Annotated in this window: 12 protein-coding genes and 2 riboswitches; of the genes, 5 read left to right on the top strand and 7 right to left on the bottom strand. The window is 71.5% G+C overall.

The genetic code is table 11. The features are described from left to right. The first annotated feature begins 56 nt into the window (after nucleotides 1-56). Together ABD332_RS25135 and ABD332_RS25140 are read left to right on the top strand one after the other, a co-directional pair. Nucleotides 57-3,668, top strand: coding sequence for a CARDB domain-containing protein (locus ABD332_RS25135; protein WP_344504552.1), 3,612 nt, complete (start codon nucleotides 57-59; stop codon nucleotides 3,666-3,668). Between the two features lie 155 nt (nucleotides 3,669-3,823). Further along, complete coding sequence (locus ABD332_RS25140) at nucleotides 3,824-4,708, top strand: AMIN-like domain-containing (lipo)protein (protein ID WP_344504553.1); 885 nt, start codon at nucleotides 3,824-3,826, stop codon at nucleotides 4,706-4,708. A gap of 511 nt (nucleotides 4,709-5,219) precedes the next feature. Here ABD332_RS25140 and ABD332_RS25145 read toward each other — a convergent pair. Then, nucleotides 5,220-5,912: an FHA domain-containing protein gene (locus ABD332_RS25145; RefSeq protein WP_344504554.1), complete on the bottom strand. Its 693-nt coding sequence runs from the start codon at nucleotides 5,910-5,912 to the stop codon at nucleotides 5,220-5,222. Between the two features lie 233 nt (nucleotides 5,913-6,145). Between ABD332_RS25145 and ABD332_RS25150 the strand changes: the two genes are divergently transcribed. Beyond that, nucleotides 6,146-7,579 carry a cellulase family glycosylhydrolase gene (locus ABD332_RS25150; protein ID WP_344504555.1) on the top strand — a complete coding sequence of 478 codons (1,434 nt, stop codon included), beginning with the start codon at nucleotides 6,146-6,148 and terminating at the stop codon, nucleotides 7,577-7,579. A gap of 53 nt (nucleotides 7,580-7,632) precedes the next feature. Here the strand turns inward: ABD332_RS25150 and ABD332_RS25155 are convergent, their stop codons facing one another. The 5 genes from ABD332_RS25155 to gcvT form a co-directional block, all read right to left on the bottom strand. Then, entirely contained in the window at nucleotides 7,633-8,742 is a 1,110-nt protein-coding gene (locus tag ABD332_RS25155) for an amidohydrolase family protein (RefSeq protein ID WP_344504556.1), read from the bottom strand. Nucleotides 8,743-8,844: 102 nt separating this feature from the next. Then, nucleotides 8,845-9,897: a lytic polysaccharide monooxygenase auxiliary activity family 9 protein gene (locus ABD332_RS25160; protein ID WP_344504557.1), complete on the bottom strand. Its 1,053-nt coding sequence runs from the start codon at nucleotides 9,895-9,897 to the stop codon at nucleotides 8,845-8,847. A 934-nt stretch (nucleotides 9,898-10,831) separates the two neighbouring features. After that, on the bottom strand, nucleotides 10,832-12,178 hold the full coding sequence (locus ABD332_RS25165; RefSeq protein WP_344504806.1) for an L-serine ammonia-lyase: 1,347 nt from the start codon (nucleotides 12,176-12,178) through the stop codon (nucleotides 10,832-10,834). Nucleotides 12,179-12,183: 5 nt separating this feature from the next. Next, on the bottom strand, nucleotides 12,184-12,576 hold the full coding sequence (locus ABD332_RS25170) for a glycine cleavage system protein H (protein ID WP_344504558.1): 393 nt from the start codon (nucleotides 12,574-12,576) through the stop codon (nucleotides 12,184-12,186). Nucleotides 12,577-12,581: 5 nt separating this feature from the next. Next, the gene (gcvT, locus tag ABD332_RS25175; RefSeq protein WP_344504559.1) at nucleotides 12,582-13,643 is read right to left on the bottom strand and encodes a glycine cleavage system aminomethyltransferase GcvT; all 1,062 of its coding nucleotides are present in this window, start codon (nucleotides 13,641-13,643) and stop codon (nucleotides 12,582-12,584) included. A gap of 51 nt (nucleotides 13,644-13,694) precedes the next feature. Further along, nucleotides 13,695-13,800, bottom strand: a riboswitch (glycine riboswitch). Next, a riboswitch (glycine riboswitch) is annotated at nucleotides 13,801-13,894 on the bottom strand. 128 nt (nucleotides 13,895-14,022) lie between these two features. Between gcvT and ABD332_RS25180 the strand changes: the two genes are divergently transcribed. Next, nucleotides 14,023-16,050 (top strand): RNA polymerase sigma factor, encoded by a 2,028-nt coding sequence (locus ABD332_RS25180; protein WP_344504560.1) that lies wholly within the window; start codon nucleotides 14,023-14,025, stop codon nucleotides 16,048-16,050. On the opposite strand, the gene ABD332_RS25185 is transcribed toward ABD332_RS25180, so the two are convergent. Further along, nucleotides 16,025-16,378, bottom strand: a complete 354-nt coding sequence (locus ABD332_RS25185) for a hypothetical protein (RefSeq protein ID WP_344504561.1) — start codon at nucleotides 16,376-16,378, stop codon at nucleotides 16,025-16,027. The genes ABD332_RS25180 and ABD332_RS25185 overlap by 26 nt on opposite strands. Before the next feature lie 15 nt (nucleotides 16,379-16,393). Between ABD332_RS25185 and ABD332_RS25190 the strand changes: the two genes are divergently transcribed. Next, nucleotides 16,394-16,696, top strand: coding sequence for a hypothetical protein (locus ABD332_RS25190; protein ID WP_344504562.1), 303 nt, complete (start codon nucleotides 16,394-16,396; stop codon nucleotides 16,694-16,696). Nucleotides 16,697-17,389 lie beyond the last annotated feature (693 nt).

Consider the following 17,389-nt stretch of genomic DNA (forward strand, 5'->3'; position numbering starts at 1 on the left):
ACGTCCTCCCGCGGGCTCGGTGCGTCGCGCCCCCCGCCCCGAGAGGCCAAGACGTCATGAGAACTCGAAAGACCAGGTGGCGGCTCTTTGCCGCGGTCCTGGCGACCGCGGTCATCGCCGCCACGATGCCCCCGGCCGCGCAGGCCGCCGGCGGGCCCAACCTCGCCCTCGGCAAGTCCGTACAGGCCAGCAGCTCCAACGGCCCGTACGGCACCGGCAACGTCAACGACAACAACGCCGGGTCGTACTGGGAGAGCACCAACAACGTGTTCCCGCAGTGGATCCAGGTCGACCTGGGCGCCAACACGGCCATCGACCAGGTGGTGCTGAAGCTGCCCTCGAACTGGGGCACCCGCACGCAGACCCTGGCCGTGCAGGGCAGCGTCAACGGCACCACGTTCAACGACCTGTCGCCGTCGGCCGGGCGGGTGTTCAACCAGTCCGCGCAGAACGTGGTGACCATCAACTTCACCGCGGCCAGCGTCCGGTACGTGCGGGTCACCATCTCCGCCAACACCGGCTGGCCCGCCGCGCAGCTGTCGGAGTTCGAGATCTACGGCGCCGCGGGCACCGTCCAGCCGCCGACCGCACCCGGCAACCTCGCCTACACCCAGCCCGCGTCGGGCCAGATCCGGCTCACGTGGACCGCGTCGACCTCGGCGGCGGGCATCGCCAGCTACCAGGTCTTCGCCAACGGCGCGCTGCGGGCGACGGTCGGCGGCAACGTCCTGGTGTACACCGACACGCAGCCGGACACGGCGACGGTCGAGTACTACGTGAAGGCGACCGACCCGGCGGGTAACACGTCGGCGGAGAGCAACCACGTCACCCGGACCGGGACCACCCCGCCGAACGGCACGAACCTGGCCCAGGGCAAGGCGATCGAGGCCAACTCCTCGGTGTTCTCGTTCGTGGCGACCAACGCCAACGACGGCAACGTCGGCTCCTACTGGGAGTCCAACGGCCTCCCCGGCATCCTGACGGTGAAGCTCGGCTCCAACGCCGACATCAGCTCCGTCGTCGTGAAGCTCAACCCCGACACCGCGTGGGGCCCGCGCACCCAGGCGATCCAGGTCCTCGGCCGCGAGCAGTCCGCGACCGGGTTCACGTCGCTGAAGGCCCGCGCCGACTACGGCTTCAGCCCGACCGGCAACCAGAACACGGTGTCGATCCCTGTCAGCGGCCGCGTCGCCGACCTGCAGCTGCAGATCTTCACCAACAACGGCGCCCCCGGCGGCCAGGTCGCCGAGCTCCAGGTCATCGGCACCCCGGCGCCGAACCCGGACCTCGTCGTCACCGCCCTCACGTGGTCGCCGTCGGCCCCGACCGAGGTCACCCCGGTCACGGTCTCCGCGACGGTGCGCAACGCCGGCACCGCCGCTTCCGCCGCCACCACGGTCAACGTCAACGTCGGCGGGGCCTCCGCCGGGACCGCCGCCGTCGGTGCGCTCGCCGCCGGCGCGTCCACGACCGTCACCGTCAACGCCGGCACCCGCGCCATGGGCAGCTACCCGGTGTCCGCGACCGTCGACCCCGCGAACACGGTCGCCGAGCAGGACGAGTCCAACAACGCGTTCACCGCCTCGTCGCAGCTCGTCGTCGCCCAGGCGCCCGGCCCGGACCTGCAGGTGCTGAGCGTGTCGTCGAACCCGGCGAACCCCGCGGTCGGCGCGGCCGTCAGCTTCACCGTCGCCGTCAACAACCGCGGTACCACCGCGTCCGGCGTCAACACGGTCACCCGCGTCACCGTCGGCGGCACCACGCTCAACGGCACCACGGGCTCGATCGCGGCCGGCGCCACCGCCAACGTCGCGATCAGCGGCACCTGGACCGCGACCAGCGGCGGCGCGACCATCACCGCGACCGCCGACGCCACCGGCGTGCTCACGGAGACCAACGAGAGCAACAACACCTTCACGCAGTCGATCGTCGTCGGGCGGGGCGCGGCGGTGCCGTACACCTCGTACGAGGCGGAGGCCGGCACCTACCAGGGCACCCTGGTGACCGCCGACTCGCTGCGCACGTTCGGGCACACCAACTTCGGCACCGAGTCCTCGGGCCGCGCGTCGGTGCGCCTCAACAGCCAGGGCAACTACGTCGAGATCACCTCGACCAACCAGGCGAACTCGATCGTCGTGCGCAACTCCGTCCCGGACTCCGCCTCCGGCGGCGGTCAGGACTACACGATCAGCCTGTACGCCAACAACGTCTTCGTCCAGAAGATCACGCTGTCCTCGAAGTACAGCTGGCTGTACGGCACGACGGACGACACCGAGTCGCTGTCGAACTCGCCGCAGGCCAACGCCCGCCGCCTGTTCGACGAGTCGCACGCGCTGCTGGCGTCGTCCTACCCGCCCGGCACCAAGTTCAAGCTGCAGCGCGACGCCGGTGACACCGCGTCCTTCTACTACATCGACCTGATCGACCTGGAGCAGGTCGCGCCGGCGCTCAGCCAGCCCGCCGGGTGCACGTCGATCACCACGTACGGTGCGGTCCCCAACGACGGCATCGACGACTCCGCCGCCATCCAGCGCGCCGTCAACGACGACATGAACGGCGTCATCAGCTGCGTCTGGATCCCGGCCGGCCAGTGGCGGCAGGAGCAGAAGATCCTGTCCGTCGACCCGACCCGCGGCCAGTACAACCAGAAGGGCATCCGCAACGTCACCATCCGCGGCGCCGGCATGTGGCACTCGCAGCTCTACACGCTCACCGAGCCGCAGAACGTCGTCGGCAACATCAACCACCCCCACGAGGGCAACGTCGGCTTCGACATCGACGACAGCACGCAGATCTCCGATCTCGCGATCTTCGGCGGTACGACCAACCGCGCCAACCGCGGTCACGGTCTGAACGGCCGGTTCGGGAAGAACACGAAGATCAGCAACGTGTGGATCGAGCACGTCAACGTCGGCGCGTGGGTCGGCCGCGACTACAGCGACACCCCCGCCTACTGGAACCCGGGCGACGGTCTCGAGTTCACCGGGATGCGCATCCGCGACACGTTCGCCGACGGCATCAACTTCTCCAACGGCACGAAGAACTCCCGCGTGTTCAACTCCTCGTTCCGTACCACCGGCGACGACTCGCTCGCCGTCTGGGCCAACCCGCGGGTGAAGGACGCGGCCGTCGACATCGCCCACGACAACCACTTCACCAACAACACCGTCCAGCTGCCGTGGCGCGCCAACGGCATCGCCATCTACGGCGGCTACGGCAACGGCATCGAGAACAACCTCGTCTCCGACACCATGAACTACCCCGGCATCATGCTGGCGACCGACCACTCCCCGCAGCCCTTCAGCGGCACCACGGTCATCGCCAACAACGGCCTCTACCGGTGCGGCGGCGTCTTCTGGAACGAGGACCAGGAGTTCGGCGCGATCACGCTCTTCCCGTCGTCGCTCGACATCGTCGGCGTCACCATCCGTGACACCGACATCTTCGACTCCACGTACGACGGCATCCAGTTCAAGAACGGCGGCGGCAACATGCCGAACGTCGCGATCACCAACGTGCGCATCGACAAGTCCAACAACGGCGCGGGCATCCTCGCCATGTCCGGCGCGCGCGGCAACGCCAACCTGACGAACGTGACCATCACCAATTCCGCCGACGGCAACATCGTCAAGGAGCCCGGCTCACAGTTCGTCATCACCGGCGGCTGATCATCCGTTCCGCTGCGGCGCGGGCCCGTCCTCTTCCGGGGGCGGGCCCGCGTTGCGTTTGTGTCGGCTGGGTGACCGTCTGTCAACCGCCTGGGTCGTTGGGCCGTCCGATGTACGCGGCACGGCGCCGCGTCCGTCCTGGAAGGAGCCCGCAGATGCTCCGCTTCTCGTTCTTCGCTCTGACCGTCGGGGTCGTCCTGCTGCTGCCGTCCGCGGCGGCCGCGGCCACCGACCTGCCCGCACCGACCGTCACCGGCACCGCCATCGGCCCCGCCTCCGGCGCCGGCCCCGTGACCCTCATCGGGGTCCGGACCGGCCGGCACGCCGCGTACGACCGGACCGTCTTCGACTTCACCGGTGGCACTCCCGCGTACCGCGTCGAATACGGCCGGCTCGAGCACCAGGCCCGCGACGAGGCGATCCAGCTCTCCGGCCCCGCCGACCTGGTGATCGTCTTCCAGGGCCTCGCCGGCGTCCGGGACACGGCCACCCGCAACCCGCGCCTGCCGACCCTGCTGCAGATCAAGTCGGGCGGCTTCTTCGAGGGGTACGCGAGTTTCGGCCTCGGCCTCGCCGACCGGGTTGGCTTCCGCGTCCTCATCCTGCACAACCCGGAGCGGATCGCCGTCGACGTCGCCCACCAGCCGTCGCAGCCCTTCGGCACGACCACCGTCGCGCGCACCGGCACCGCCCCCGATGCCGTGGTCGCCGCGGTGCGGTCGGGCCGCCACCCTGGCTACGACCGCCTGGTCTTCGACATGACCGGCCCCGACCTGCCGACGGTGTCCGTCTCGTACGCGTCCACCGGCCCGACGATCCGGCTCACCTTCACCGGCAACGGCTCACCCACGCAGTCGCCGCACGCGTCGTACACGGGCCCGGCCGATCACACGTTCGACCTGCCGTCCCTGCGCGCCCTGCACTTCACCATCATTGGCGCCGGCCTCATGACCGCCGACGTCACCACCGCCCACCGCAACGGCTTCCGGATCATGCTGCTCCAACACCCGACCCGCGTCGTCCTCGACGTCCGAACCTGACCGCGGCGGCCGGTGATGGCTGCCGGGGGCTCACGTTCTCCACGCCCATGATCGAAGGACGGGAACCGCCGCGCGGCTCCACGTCCTTGATCGAAGGACGGAACCGGCTGTCCGCGCGGCCAGGGCCGTCCTTGGATCACGACGGCGGGCGCAACATTCAACGCGATGGTCCCGGAGCGCCCGCTGCTCGTGATCGAAGTCGTCCGGTGGCTGTGTGGACGGCCGGGGTCGTCCTTGGATCAACCGCGACCGGGTGCTCGCTGCCAGGTCCGCCTTGGATCACGGGACGGTGGGCAACGGGCCGACGGGGGCAGGCGGGGGCAGGCAGTGGATGCGGCGCTCGGGCTGCCCCGCGTCTCGGCGCGGGCAGCGTGCCGCGCAGCGGCACATCGGGAGGGATACGGGGTGGGCGGGGCCGCCGGGCGTTCCTCTTGTCAGCGACCCTAGCACCACGCTGCAAATCGTCGGCGTGTCGTGTGAGGGCGGTATGACGGGGTGTGAAGAGAGGTGGTCAGGACGGGGGGTGCTCGACGCGGACGGAGAGGCGGGTCGTGCCGATGACGATCTCGTCGCCGGGGTTGACGGTGACGGTGGTGACCTTCTGGCCGTTGACCCGGGAGCCGTTGGCGGAGCCCAGGTCGGTCAGGGTGAGCCGGTTGCCGTCGAAGTCGAGGCGGGCGTGCTGGCGGGAGGCGCCCGTGTCGGCGAGGCGCAGGTCGGCCTGGTCGCCGCGGCCGATGACGGTGCTGCCGCGCTGGACGGCGTGGGCGTAGCCGTCGTCGGTGACGAGGCGGACGCCGCTGTCGGGGCCGCGCCGGGTGCGCTGGTCCGCGCCGGTGTACACCTGGGCGTCGACGCGGAAGAGGCCGGTCTCCAGGTTCTCGCCGCGGGACACCTCGACGAGGATGTCGCCGTAGACGGCCCAGCCCTGCTCGCCGATGTACTCGGCCTGCGACTGGGCGAGCTCGCGGGCGAGGGCGGCGGCGTACGCGGCCAGGCGCTCGTGGTCGGCGGGGGACAGGACGATCACATAGCGGTTCGGGACCAGGATCCGGCCGCCGGGGATGCTGGTCTTCCCGGCGTTCGCCTCGGTCTGCATCGCGTTGAGGATCTCCACCGGGTGGACGACACCCTTGAACACCTTGGCGAAGGCGCCCTCGACCAGACCCTCGAGACGCTTCTCAAACCGCTGCAGTCCGCTCACGCCGACACCTCCGCTCCGCTCCGGCGTCGCCGCGAGCCACCCTGCGCCTATGGTGAGCGGGCGTGCGGCCCGCTCACGCCTCAACGGTAGCGGGCATGAACGTTTCACGACCGTCGTGGTGCCGACAAGGCCGGCGCCAAGGGCGCTGAGCTGGGAAAAGGGCCAGGTCAGAGATGTCCCGGGACATCGGTGTAACTGGCGTCACCCGGAAGGAGCACCCAGGATCGCCGGTCATGAAGGTCTTGCACAAACGTGGACTCCTCGCGGTGGGCGCCGCCACCGCCCTCGCGGTCACCGGGATCATCGTCCTGCCCGCCGTCAACGCGTCCGCGGCCAGCGGCTGCCGTGTCGCGTACACGGTGAACCAGTGGCCGGGCGGGTTCACCGGCAACATCACGATCACCAACCTCGGCGACGCCGTGAACGGCTGGACGCTCGGCTTCACGTTCCCCGACGCGGGGCAGAAGGTCGGGCAGGGCTGGTCGGCGACGTTCAGCCAGAGCGGCGCCGCGGTCACCGCCCGCAGCCTGGACTACAACGGCGGCCTGGCGACCGGCGCGTCGACGAGCATCGGCTTCAACGGTACGTGGACCGCCGCCAACCCGACGCCGGCGACGTTCACGCTCAACGGCGTGACCTGCACCGGCGGGGTCACGAACAGCCCGACGCCGTCGAAGTCCCCGTCGAGCAGCCCGTCGCCGAGCACCAGCCCGAGCCCGAGCACGCCGCCGCAGGGTGGCACGCCGCTCGCGGCCAACGGGCAGCTGCACGTCTGCGGCGTCAACCTCTGCAACCAGAACAACAAGGCGATCCAGCTGCGGGGCATGAGCACCCACGGCATCCAGTGGTTCGCCTCCTGCGTCACCAACGCCTCCGTGGCCGCGCTTGCCGACGACTGGAAGGCCGACCTGCTGCGGATCGCGATGTACGTGCAGGAGCAGGGCTACGAGACGAACCCGGCCGGGTTCACCAACCAGGTCAACCAGTACGTCGACCTGGCCGAGTCCAAGGGCATGTACGCGATCATCGACTTCCACACGCTGACGCCGGGTGACCCGAACTACAACCTGGACCGGGCCAAGACGTTCTTCGCCTCGGTCGCGCAGCGCAACGCGAACAAGAAGAACGTCATCTACGAGATCGCCAACGAGCCCAACAACGTGTCGTGGCAGGGGATCAAGTCCTACGCGGAGCAGGTCATCCCGGTCATCCGGGCGGCCGACCCCGACGCGGTCGTGATCGTCGGCACCCGCGGCTGGTCGTCGCTCGGCGTGTCCGACGGCACCGACGAGTCCGAGATCGTGTCGAACCCGGTGAACGCGCAGAACATCATGTACACGTTCCACTTCTACGCCGCGTCGCACCTGGACAACTACCGCAACGTGGTGTCGCGGGCGGCCGGCCGGCTGCCGCTCTTCGTGACCGAGTTCGGCACGGTCACCTACACCGGCGGCGGCAACGTCGACCTCAACAGCAGCGCCGCGTGGCTGGACCTGCTCGACTCGAAGAAGATCAGCTACGCGAACTGGACGTACTCGGACGCGAACGAGAGCAGCGCCGCGTTCAAGCCGGGCACCTGCTCGGCGGGCAGCTGGACGAACCCGAACCAGCTGACCACCTCCGGCGCCTTCCTCCGCGGCCGGATCCGCACCGCCGACAACTTCTGATCCACCCGCGAAACAGGGGGCGGGACGCGCGCGCGTCCCGCCCCCGACGCACGTCAGACCAGCAGGGCGAAGTCCCGCTTCACCACGCGGCCGTCCACCAGCACGGTCCGCACGTCCGACGCGGTCACGCACGAGACGACCGCGCCCGCCCGGTCGCCCCGCAGGTGGCCGAGCCCGTCCAGGAGCAGCAGGTCGGCGCGTCCGCCCGCTTCGACGGTACCGACGACGCCGGCGAGACCCACGGCCCTGGCGCCGTCGAGTGTCGCCGCGAGCAGCAGGTCCCCGGACGGCGGCACCGACGCGGAACCCGTCGCCAGCCGGGCCGTGCGCAGCGTGTCCCGCAGCGGCTCGAACAGGTCCGGCGGGTTGTTGATCACGACGTCGACGCCGAACGCGGGCCGCGCGCCGGCCTCCGCCAGCCGCCCGTACACGGACCCGCCGTGCCCCATCACCGCCTCCACCGTCGGCGTCACCACGACGGCCGTGCCCGACTCGGCGAGCAGCTTCGCGTCGTCGGCGGTGACCGCGTTGAGGTGCACGAGCTGCAGGTGCGGGCCGAGCAGCCCCTCGTCGTGCAGCCGCCGCACGCACGGGCCGGCGACGTGCGCCGCGACCATCACGCCGAGCTCCCGGCCCCGCCTGATCGCGGCGGCGGCGGTGTCCCAGTCGCCGTACTCGGGGCCGAGGATCGACAGCGCGCCCGTGACCCGGCCGGTGGCGCGCCCGAGTGAGGCGGGGTCGCAGAACCCGACCACGGCGCGGATGCCGGACGTCTCGAACGCCTCGACCACCGCGTCGGTGTGCTCGGGGGAGTGGGTCGCGTTGCTGTAGTCGAAGACCGTGGTGACGCCCGCGTTGAGTGCCGCGCGGGCGCCGAGGAGCGTCGCCCGGCCGGCGTCGGCGGGGGACATCGCGGCCAGGGCGGCGCCGAGCACCTCCACGAAGTACCGGGACATGGGCATGTCGGCGCCGGCGCCGCGTAGCGGCGCCTGCCACACGTGCCGGTGCGCGTCGACGAACCCCGCGGTCACGGTGAGCCCCGTCGCGTCGATGACCTCACACGACGGATCGGCCTGGGCGGCGAGCGAAGGACCGACGGCCGTGATCACGCCGCCGGTACAGAGAACGTCGGTGCCCGGCAACTCCGGACCGTTGCCGGGCACGACGTGAGCGTTCTGAATGAGCACCTGACGATGCACGTACACCTCCGAGAAAAGCTTTCATGAAAGCTATCTCGAAAGTCATGTGCTCCGCAAGGCGCGGGGTCAGGTGGCGGTGCAGGTCACCGCCGGTGCCGAGTTGGTGCTGTTCCAGGAGCCGTTGAAGCCGAAGCTCGTGGACTGCCCGGCGCCCAGCTTGCCGTTGTAGCTCACGTTCGTGGCCGTCGAGACGGCCCCGCTGGACGTGATCGCCGCGTTCCAGAACGAGGTGATCGTCTGGCCGTTGGCCCAGGTCAGGCGGACCGTCCAGCCGTTGGTCCCGGCCGCGCCGGCGGTGACGGTCACGTTGGCGCCGAAGCCGCCGCTCCACTCGCTGGTCTTGGCGTAGCTCGCCGAGCAGCCGCCCGGCGGCACCGAGACCGACGCCGACGGTGACGTCGACGGCGACCGCGAGGCCGACGGCGACGTGGAAGGCGACCGCGACGGCGACGCGCTGTTCGAAGGCCCGGGCCCACCGGTGAAGATCACGTCACTGCAGAAGTAGTACGACTGGTCCAGGTGGCTGGCCTGCCAGATCGTGTACATGACGTGCCGGCCGGTCCGGCTCCCGGCGTTGACCTGCGCCTGGTACTGCGGCGCCGGCGCGTACCGCCCGGTGCTGTTGACCAGCTCGAGGCTCGCCCACGTCAGCGGCTGCGTGGTCGGGTCGAACCCCTGCTTGGTGATGTAGACGCGCAGGTAGTCGGCGCCGTGCTGGGCGGCGTCGGTGAGGGTCAGCGTGAAGTTGTTCGGCTTCGTCGCGGCGACCCACGCCCCGACGGTGTCCATGGAGGCGTACCGGCCGTTCTGTGTACGCCCACCGCTGCACAGCTGACCGTCGGGGATGGCGGCCTGGTGGTTGCCGGCGACGCCCTCACGGTAGAGGCCGTTCCAGTTCCACATCGTGTCCGGGTTGGCCTGCCAGGCCTGGGCGCACATCGGGTCGGTCTGGGACATGTTCGGGTTCTGGAAGTCGCTGCCCCACCTGGCCCAGCAGCCGTAGTTGCGCGACGGCGGGTCGGTGACCGAGCCGTGCGCGGCGGCGGGACTCTGCGCGACGACGACCGCGGCCACCGCGGCGGCCAGGGTGGCGACCGCGCCGATGGCGAACGGTCTCATACGGGCTGAAAGTTGCACTGGGAACTCCGTCACGTCGATGCGAGTTGCATGCATGGCGACGCCTGCGGCGCAGCTCAGATGCTGTCCGCGGCGCTGTGCGGCTCCCACCTACATGATACCCGCGCCATGGATCACCGCGAATGGACAGGTCCCCGATCGCCCATGCGCGGCTCTCCGTGCACCGACGGGACCGCCAACGTCGACGCCGCCGCGCGCGGCCCTCCACGCACCAGCAGGAAACCCTCACCGACCGCGCGACGCCACCCGCCGTGGGCGCACAAACTCCACCGGACCACGGAACCCGCGATGTTCGCCGCTCCCACGGAGCCCGGAGCTCATCGCCCTCGCGACGCCTGTCATTCCACAGCGGCCGAACGCTCCCGCCCCACTCCTCCCGCCGCCCCGCGCTCCGTTCCGCTCTGGGTCACGCACCTCTCTGCGCTGCATCGCTCTTCGTTGCGCGCCCGCACAGACGTTGGTCAATGCCCTGGTTTGCGGTATCAATCCAATAGACGTTGCGCGATCTACCCCCCAAGCGATCACTGAAACCGGAGCGGATCGCGCAGCGTCGATCGCGAAAAGGGGCTATTCAGGGCATTGACCAACGTCGGTGGGAGGGTTGCGCGGCGCGCCAGCCCGAACAGTTGGAGCGGCGGGGCGGGGACGCGTAGCGGGGCGAGCGGGCAAGGCAGCGCGAGGGGCAAGGACGGAGCGAGGATGCGTAGGCAGCGCGAGGGGCAAGGACAGAGCGAAAGAGGTGCAGGCAGAACGAGGGCAACGACAGGCGAGAACACGAGGAGGGGCCGGGATGGTGCGCGCACGCGCAATTCCAGCCACGCGCGCCGCGCGGGCTGTGCGCCGCTCGCGGCGCATTGGGGTGCGGGTGAGAATCCCCGCCGGGCCCCGCCGCGTCAGCGGTGGGGGGAATTACAGCTCAGCACTCGATGACGGTGACGGCCAGGCCGCCGCGGGCGGTTTCCTTGTACTTCACTGACATGTCGCGGCCGGTGTCGCGCATGGTGCGGATCGCCTTGTCGAGGGTGACCTTGTGGCTGCCGTCGCCGTTCAGGGCGAGACGGGCGGCGTTGATGGCCTTCACGCTGGCGATGGCGTTGCGTTCGATGCAGGGGATCTGGACGAGGCCGCCCACCGGGTCGCAGGTGAGGCCCAGGTTGTGCTCCAGGCCGATCTCGGCCGCGTTCTCCACCTGGGCGGGGGTGCCGCCGAGGACCTCGCACAGGCCGGCGGCGGCCATCGCGCACGCCGAGCCCACCTCGCCCTGGCAGCCCACCTCCGCGCCGGAGATGGAGGCGTTGCCCTTGATGAGGATGCCGATGGCGGCGGCGGTGAGGAGGAAGCGGGCGACGCCGTCGTCGGTGGCGCCGGGGACGAAGCGCGTGTAGTAGTGCAGGACGGCGGGGATGATGCCGGCGGCGCCGTTGGTCGGGGCGGTGACGATGCGGCCGCCGGAGGCGTTCTCCTCGTTGACGGCGAGGGCGTAGAGGTTCACCCAGTCGAGGACCTTCAGCGGGTCGGCGCCGTCGGCGGAGGCCTTCAGGTCGCGGTACAGTGCCGGCGCCCGCCGCGGCACGCGCAGCCCGCCGGGCAGGACGCCGTCGCGGGAGCAGCCACGGTCGACGCACGCCTGCATGACGGACCACAGGTGCAGCAGCCCGGCCCGGGTCTCGGCGTCGGGGCGCCAGGCGCGTTCGTTGGCGTACATGACGGCGCTCACCGGCAGGTCCAGCGAGGCGCACAGGGCCAGCAGCTCGCCGCCGGTCGCGAACGGATGCGGCAGCCGCGTGGTGTCGGGCACGATGCCGGTGTCGCCGACCACGAAACCGCCGCCGACGGAGAAGTACGTCCGCTCGAGCAGCGGCGCGCCGTCGGCGGAGAAGGCGGCGAACCGCATGCCGTTCGGGTGCTCGGGCAGCGACTTGCGCCGGTGCAGGACGACGTCGTCGTCGACGGAGAACGCGACGGCACGGCCGGTGGCGAGGCGGAGCAGGCCGGTGCGGCGGACGTCGTCGACGCGTTCGTCGGCGGTGTCGGTGTCGACGGTCGCCGGGTCCTCCCCGAGCAGGCCGAGGACGACGGCCTTCGCGGAGCCGTGGCCGTGGCCGGTGGCGCCGAGCGAGCCGAAGAGCTCCGCCCGCACCCGGGCGACCGGCAGCCCGTCCAGCGCCGACGCGAAGCGGCGGGCGGCGCGCATCGGGCCGACGGTGTGCGACGACGACGGGCCGATGCCGACGGAGTACAGGTCGAACGCGCTCAGCGCCAACGGGCTCACCCGACCAGGGCGGCGTAGGCGGCGGCGTCGAGCAGCTCGGGGGCGGCGCCCGTGAGGCGGAGCGTGAAGAGCCAGCCGCGCCGGTACGGGTCGTCGTTGACCGCTCCCGGTTCGGTGGCGATGAGCGGGTTGACCGAGACGACGACGCCGTCGGCGGGCGCGACGAGGTCGCTGACGGACTTCGTCGACTCGATCTCCCCGCACGGCTCGCCGGCGGTGACCAGCGTGCCGACCTCGGGCAGCTGCACGTAGACGATGTCGCCGAGCGCGGACGCGGCGAACGCGGTGATGCCGACGACGCCGTCGGAGAACCACTCGTGGTCACGCGTGTAGGACAGGTGCGACGGGATCGCGGACATGGCGCTCATCTCCGGCTGGTTCGACGACATGACGTTCACTTCGGCGGTGCGACGTAGAAGGGCAGTTGCACGACGGTGGCGTCGACGCTCGCGCCGCGGACGTCGACGGCGAGCCGGGTCCCGGGCTCGGCGAGGGCGGGCGGCACGTACGCCATCGCGACGGGATGGCCGAGGGTCGGCGACAGCGCGCCGCTGGTGACGGTGCCGGCCATCGCGCCGGTCGCCGGGTCGAGCACCTGGTAGCCGGCGCGCGGCGCCCGTCGGGATCCGGTGACGAGCCCGGCCAGGACCTCGACCGGCGCCGAGTCGCGCTGGCGGCGCAGGGCGGCGGCGCCGACGAAGTCGCGTTTGGAGAAGTCGACGAGGCGGGCGAGGCCGGCCTGCAGCGGGGTCCGCCGGACGGACAGCTCGTGCCCGTACAGCGCCATCCCCGCCTCGAGGCGCAGCGTGTCGCGGCAGGCCAGCCCCGCCGGCGTCGGGCCGCGGTCGAGCAGCGCCCGCCACACGGCGACGGCGTCATCCGGGCGGCAGTAGACCTCGAAGCCGTCCTCGCCGGTGTACCCGGTCCGCGCCAGCAGCACGTCCCGCCCGGCGAGCGGGAACGGGCGGATCGCGTAGTACCGCAGCGGCCCCGGGTCGAGGATCGACGCCGCCGAAGGCCCCTGCACGGCGATCAGCGCCCAGTCGGCGGACGTGTCGCGGACGGTGACGTGGAAACCGTCGGCGTGCTCGCGGAGCATCGCGAAGACGACGGCGGTGTTGGCGGCGTTCGCGACCACCAGGTAGCGCCGGTCCGCGAGGCGGTAGACGACGAGGTCGTCGAGGACCCCGCCGGTGTCGTGGCACAGCATCGTGTACCGGGCGCGCCCCACCTCGATCGCCGACAGCCTGCCGACGAGCGCGTAGTCGAGGAACCGGCCCGCGTCGGCGCCGGTGACCTCGAGCTGGCCCATGTGCGACAGGTCGAACAACCCGGCGGCGCGCCGCACCGCGTGGTGCTCGGCGAGGTCCCCCTGGTAGCGCAGCGGCATGCGCCAGCCGGCGAAGGAGGTGAAGGTGGCGCCGAGATCGCGGTGCACGTCGAAGAGCGGTGTCACGGAGGCTCCCTGGGTCCGGATGCCGTCGCGGACGGCACCCCTGCTGGGTGACCTCCCCGCTCTGTCATCGGAGCCTGAGAGCTTCGCCGCCCGCGACGAGCGGGACGGTTTGCACCGTGGGCGCAGGACACGGATCGTCCTGACTTTCCAGAGTCGCCTGACCGCGGCGGTACCGATGCCTGAGAGATTCTGGGGAGAACGTTGCTCCTTCGGCGCCTCGGACTGACCGAGGGCTCTCCCGTCGCGGGTCGTGCAGCGCGATATGCGGTTGTGGTCAGGACCGTAAGTCCCGCCGCACCGCCCCGTCAAGCCCGGAAAGTGTTATGACACGAGACCGGAGGGGGTCCGCCAGAGGGTGAACGAACAGACGGGAACGACAGTGGCACAGTCCGACGAGGTCCTCGTGGCGGCGGCCCGCGACGGTGACCGGGCCGCCGTGGAGGCCCTCGCCGCGCGCTACCTGCCGCTGGTCTACTCCGTCGTCGGCCGCGGCGCCGACCGGGACCTCGACGTCGACGACATCGTCCAGGACGCGATGGTCCGCGTCGTGACGGGGGTTTCGACGGTACGGCACGCCGGGCGTTTCCGGTCGTGGGTGGTGACGATCGCCCTGCGGCAGCTCGCCGACGCCCGCGCGGAGGCCCGCCGGGCCAGGCTGACCCGCGGCGAGGACCAGCCGGACGGCCTGCCCGACACCGCCGACCCGTCGGCGGACTTCGTCGGCCTCGCCGTGCTGCGGCAGGTCCTGGACGTCGAGCAGCGGGGGATCGCGGAGGCGGCCCGCTGGCTGGACCCGGCGCACCGCACGGTGCTGTCGCTGTGGTGGCTGGAGGCCGGCGGTCACCTGGCCCGCGCCGAGGTCGCCGACGCCCTCGACCTGCCGGCCGCGCACGCCGGGGTGCGGGTGCAGCGGATGCGCGAGCAGCTCGACGTGGCCCGTTCGGTGGTCCGCGCCCTGGACGCGTCGCCCGGCTGCCCGGCGCTGCGCGAGGTCGTGGCCGGCTGGGACGGCGAGCCGGACCCGTTGTGGCGCAAGCGGATCGCCCGGCACGTCCGCGACTGTCCACAGTGCACGGAGCGGTCCCGCCGGCTCCCGGCGGCGGAGGGCCTCCTCGCCGGCCTGCCGCTCCTGGCGCCCCCACCGAAGGCGGCCGCCGGCGGGTGGGCGCTCAAGGCCTTCGCGCTGGCCGGCGGGGCCGCGGCCCTGGCGCTCGCGCTCGTGATCGGCGTGACGGTGTGGCGGCAGCCCGACGAGCCGCGGCGGGAGGTGCCGGCCGCCCGGCCGCCCGCGACCGCCCAGGCGCCCGCGCCGTCCTCGCCCGCAGCTTCCCCGGCCGCACCGTCCCCGTCCGTGCCGCCGTTCTTCGCCACCGTGCCCGCGGTGCCGGAGGTGGCCGAGTTCGCGCCCGCGGGTGCGGTGCGGCAACAGCAGCGGGTGGCGGGCCGCGACAACGGGCAGAGCACCCGGTACGGCGACCGGTCCGTCTGGATCTTCGACGACACCACGCTCAAGGACCCGTTCGGCTTCCTGTCCAACAGCGGCGCCGCCACGAAGGACCTCGACGCGTCCGACGGCATCGACCTCACCTCCGGCAGCCCCGTCGCCGTCGACGCGTCGAAGCCGCCGGTCGAGCTGATCGTCCGTAGCGGGGCCGAGCTGGAGTATGAGCGGACCCACCCGGCCCGGTTCGCGTTCTGGCCCGGTCCTGTCGTCGCGGACCCCGCCCGCGGCCGGATCCTCGTGTTCTACGGCAAGCTGTGCCGCGCCGCCGACCCGTGCACCGGCCCCATCGGCAAGGGCCTCGGCACCGGCATCGCCGCGATCGACATGGGCACCGGCGCCGTCACCCGCCTCACCGCCGTCAACGGCCCCGCGGTCACCAGCCTCGAAGGCACCGACCCGACGATGTTCTTCCCCGACGGCGCGGGGTTCAGCTCCGCCGCCGTCACCGTCGGCGACGTGCTCTACGCGTACGGCGTCTGCACGTACCAAGGCTGCAAACTCGGCAAGGTCGGCCTCGCCGACGTGACGGACCGTCGCAAGTGGACGTTCTGGACGGGCGGCGGCTGGACGGCCGACCCCGCGGCCGGGGCGTTCACGATCGCCGCCGGCGCGGCCGGGCAGACCGTCCTCTACGCCCCGGCGCTGAAGGCGTGGATCAACACGTTCATGCCGAACGGCAGCAACGACGTCATGTTCCAGGTCGGCGGCGCCCTGTTCGGCCCGTGGTCGAAGCCGGTGAAGGCGGCGCCCGTCCCGGCGGGCGGCGACGCGGCCAACTACGCGCTGTTCGCGCATCCGGAGTACGCCCGCCAGGACGGTCTCGTGCAGTACCTGACCTACTTCAACCCCGCGAGCGGGGAGCAGCGGATCGCCCGCATCAGGTTCCAGCCGGGCCGAACGTGAGCCTGATGAGGCGCTGTTCGCCGCTGTCTGGGTGGAAGTACGACAGGTACTGGACGAGCCCGTCACGCCGCGCGTACTCGGGGTGGCCGAACAGCGCGTAGTCGGTGGCCTTCCCGCCGGCGGTCGTCATCGCCTTCACCGGCTTCGACCAGGGCCCGAACTGCACCTTGTTCGCCTGCTCGTACGCCTTCTCCGCGGCGGACCTCGGGATCAGCTCCACCGGCGCCTTCGACGCGTCGACGGTGACCGGGTTGTTCGACGTGAGGTCGATGCCGTCTCCGCGTCGAGGTCCTTCGTGGCCGCGCCGCTGTTGGACAGGAAACCCCACGGCTCCTTGAGCGTCGTGTCGTCGAAGATCCAGACGGACCGGTCGCCGTACCGGGTGCTCTGCCCGTTGTCGCGGCCCGCCACCCGCTGCTGCTGCCGTACCGCACCCACCGCCACGGCCTCGCTCACCTCCGGCACCGCGGGCACGGCGGCGAAGAACGGCGGCGGTGCGTTCCCCGCGGCCGCCGTCGCCGGCGCACCCCCGGACGCCCCGCGCGACGCCGCGGCGGTGCTGGACGGACTGTTCGACGGTGCGGCGCCCCCGGCGCCGGCCCCAGCGCCGCCCCCGGCGCCGGCGGACGGAGCCGTGCCGGTCTGACTCCGGCCCTGGGTCTGGGTCTGGCCCTGGGGTTCGCACCCCGACCCGGCGAGCAGCACGACGGCCGCAACCCCGGCCGCGGACAGATGGCGCAGGTTCACTTCATCCCCTTCGGTTCGATGGTCCGGATCCACAGACCCGCGCGCCCTACGACCCGTAACACTTTTTCCTCCGCACCACCCACGACACCGCCACCCCTCGCCGCGCAGGGACGTCCATTCCGGGATCGACCTCGTTGGTCGGTCTGGCGTGTCCCCGCGCGTCACCCTCGCGCAGACGTTGGTCAATGCCCGGAGATGTCCATGTCCGAGGTCGACTTTGCTGGTCGGTCCGGTGTGTCCCCTCGCGCGTCACCCTCGCGCAGACGTTGGTCAATGCCCGGAGATGTCCGATCTCCGAGATCGACGCTGTGCGATCTACCCCTCAATTGGAGATCATCTTGGGGGTGGATCGCGCAATGTCTATTGCGCAAAAGCCGCAAACGCGGGCATTGACCAATGTCTGTGTTGGGGCGCGGGGGAGGTTGGGCGGGTGGAGTGGGGTTGCTGTGAGGGAGTTGCGGGCGTCGGTGGGGGTGCCGGTATTGGTGAGCGCGGCGCGCAGGTCGGGGCGGTGGTGCAGCGGTTGCGGATCCGGGGCGTGGGCGGCTGGGCCTGAGTTGACGTCGGGGGCGTGTGGGGTGGCCGGGCCTGG

Source organism: Dactylosporangium maewongense, from assembly GCF_039531485.1.
Lineage (GTDB): Bacteria > Actinomycetota > Actinomycetes > Mycobacteriales > Micromonosporaceae > Dactylosporangium > Dactylosporangium maewongense.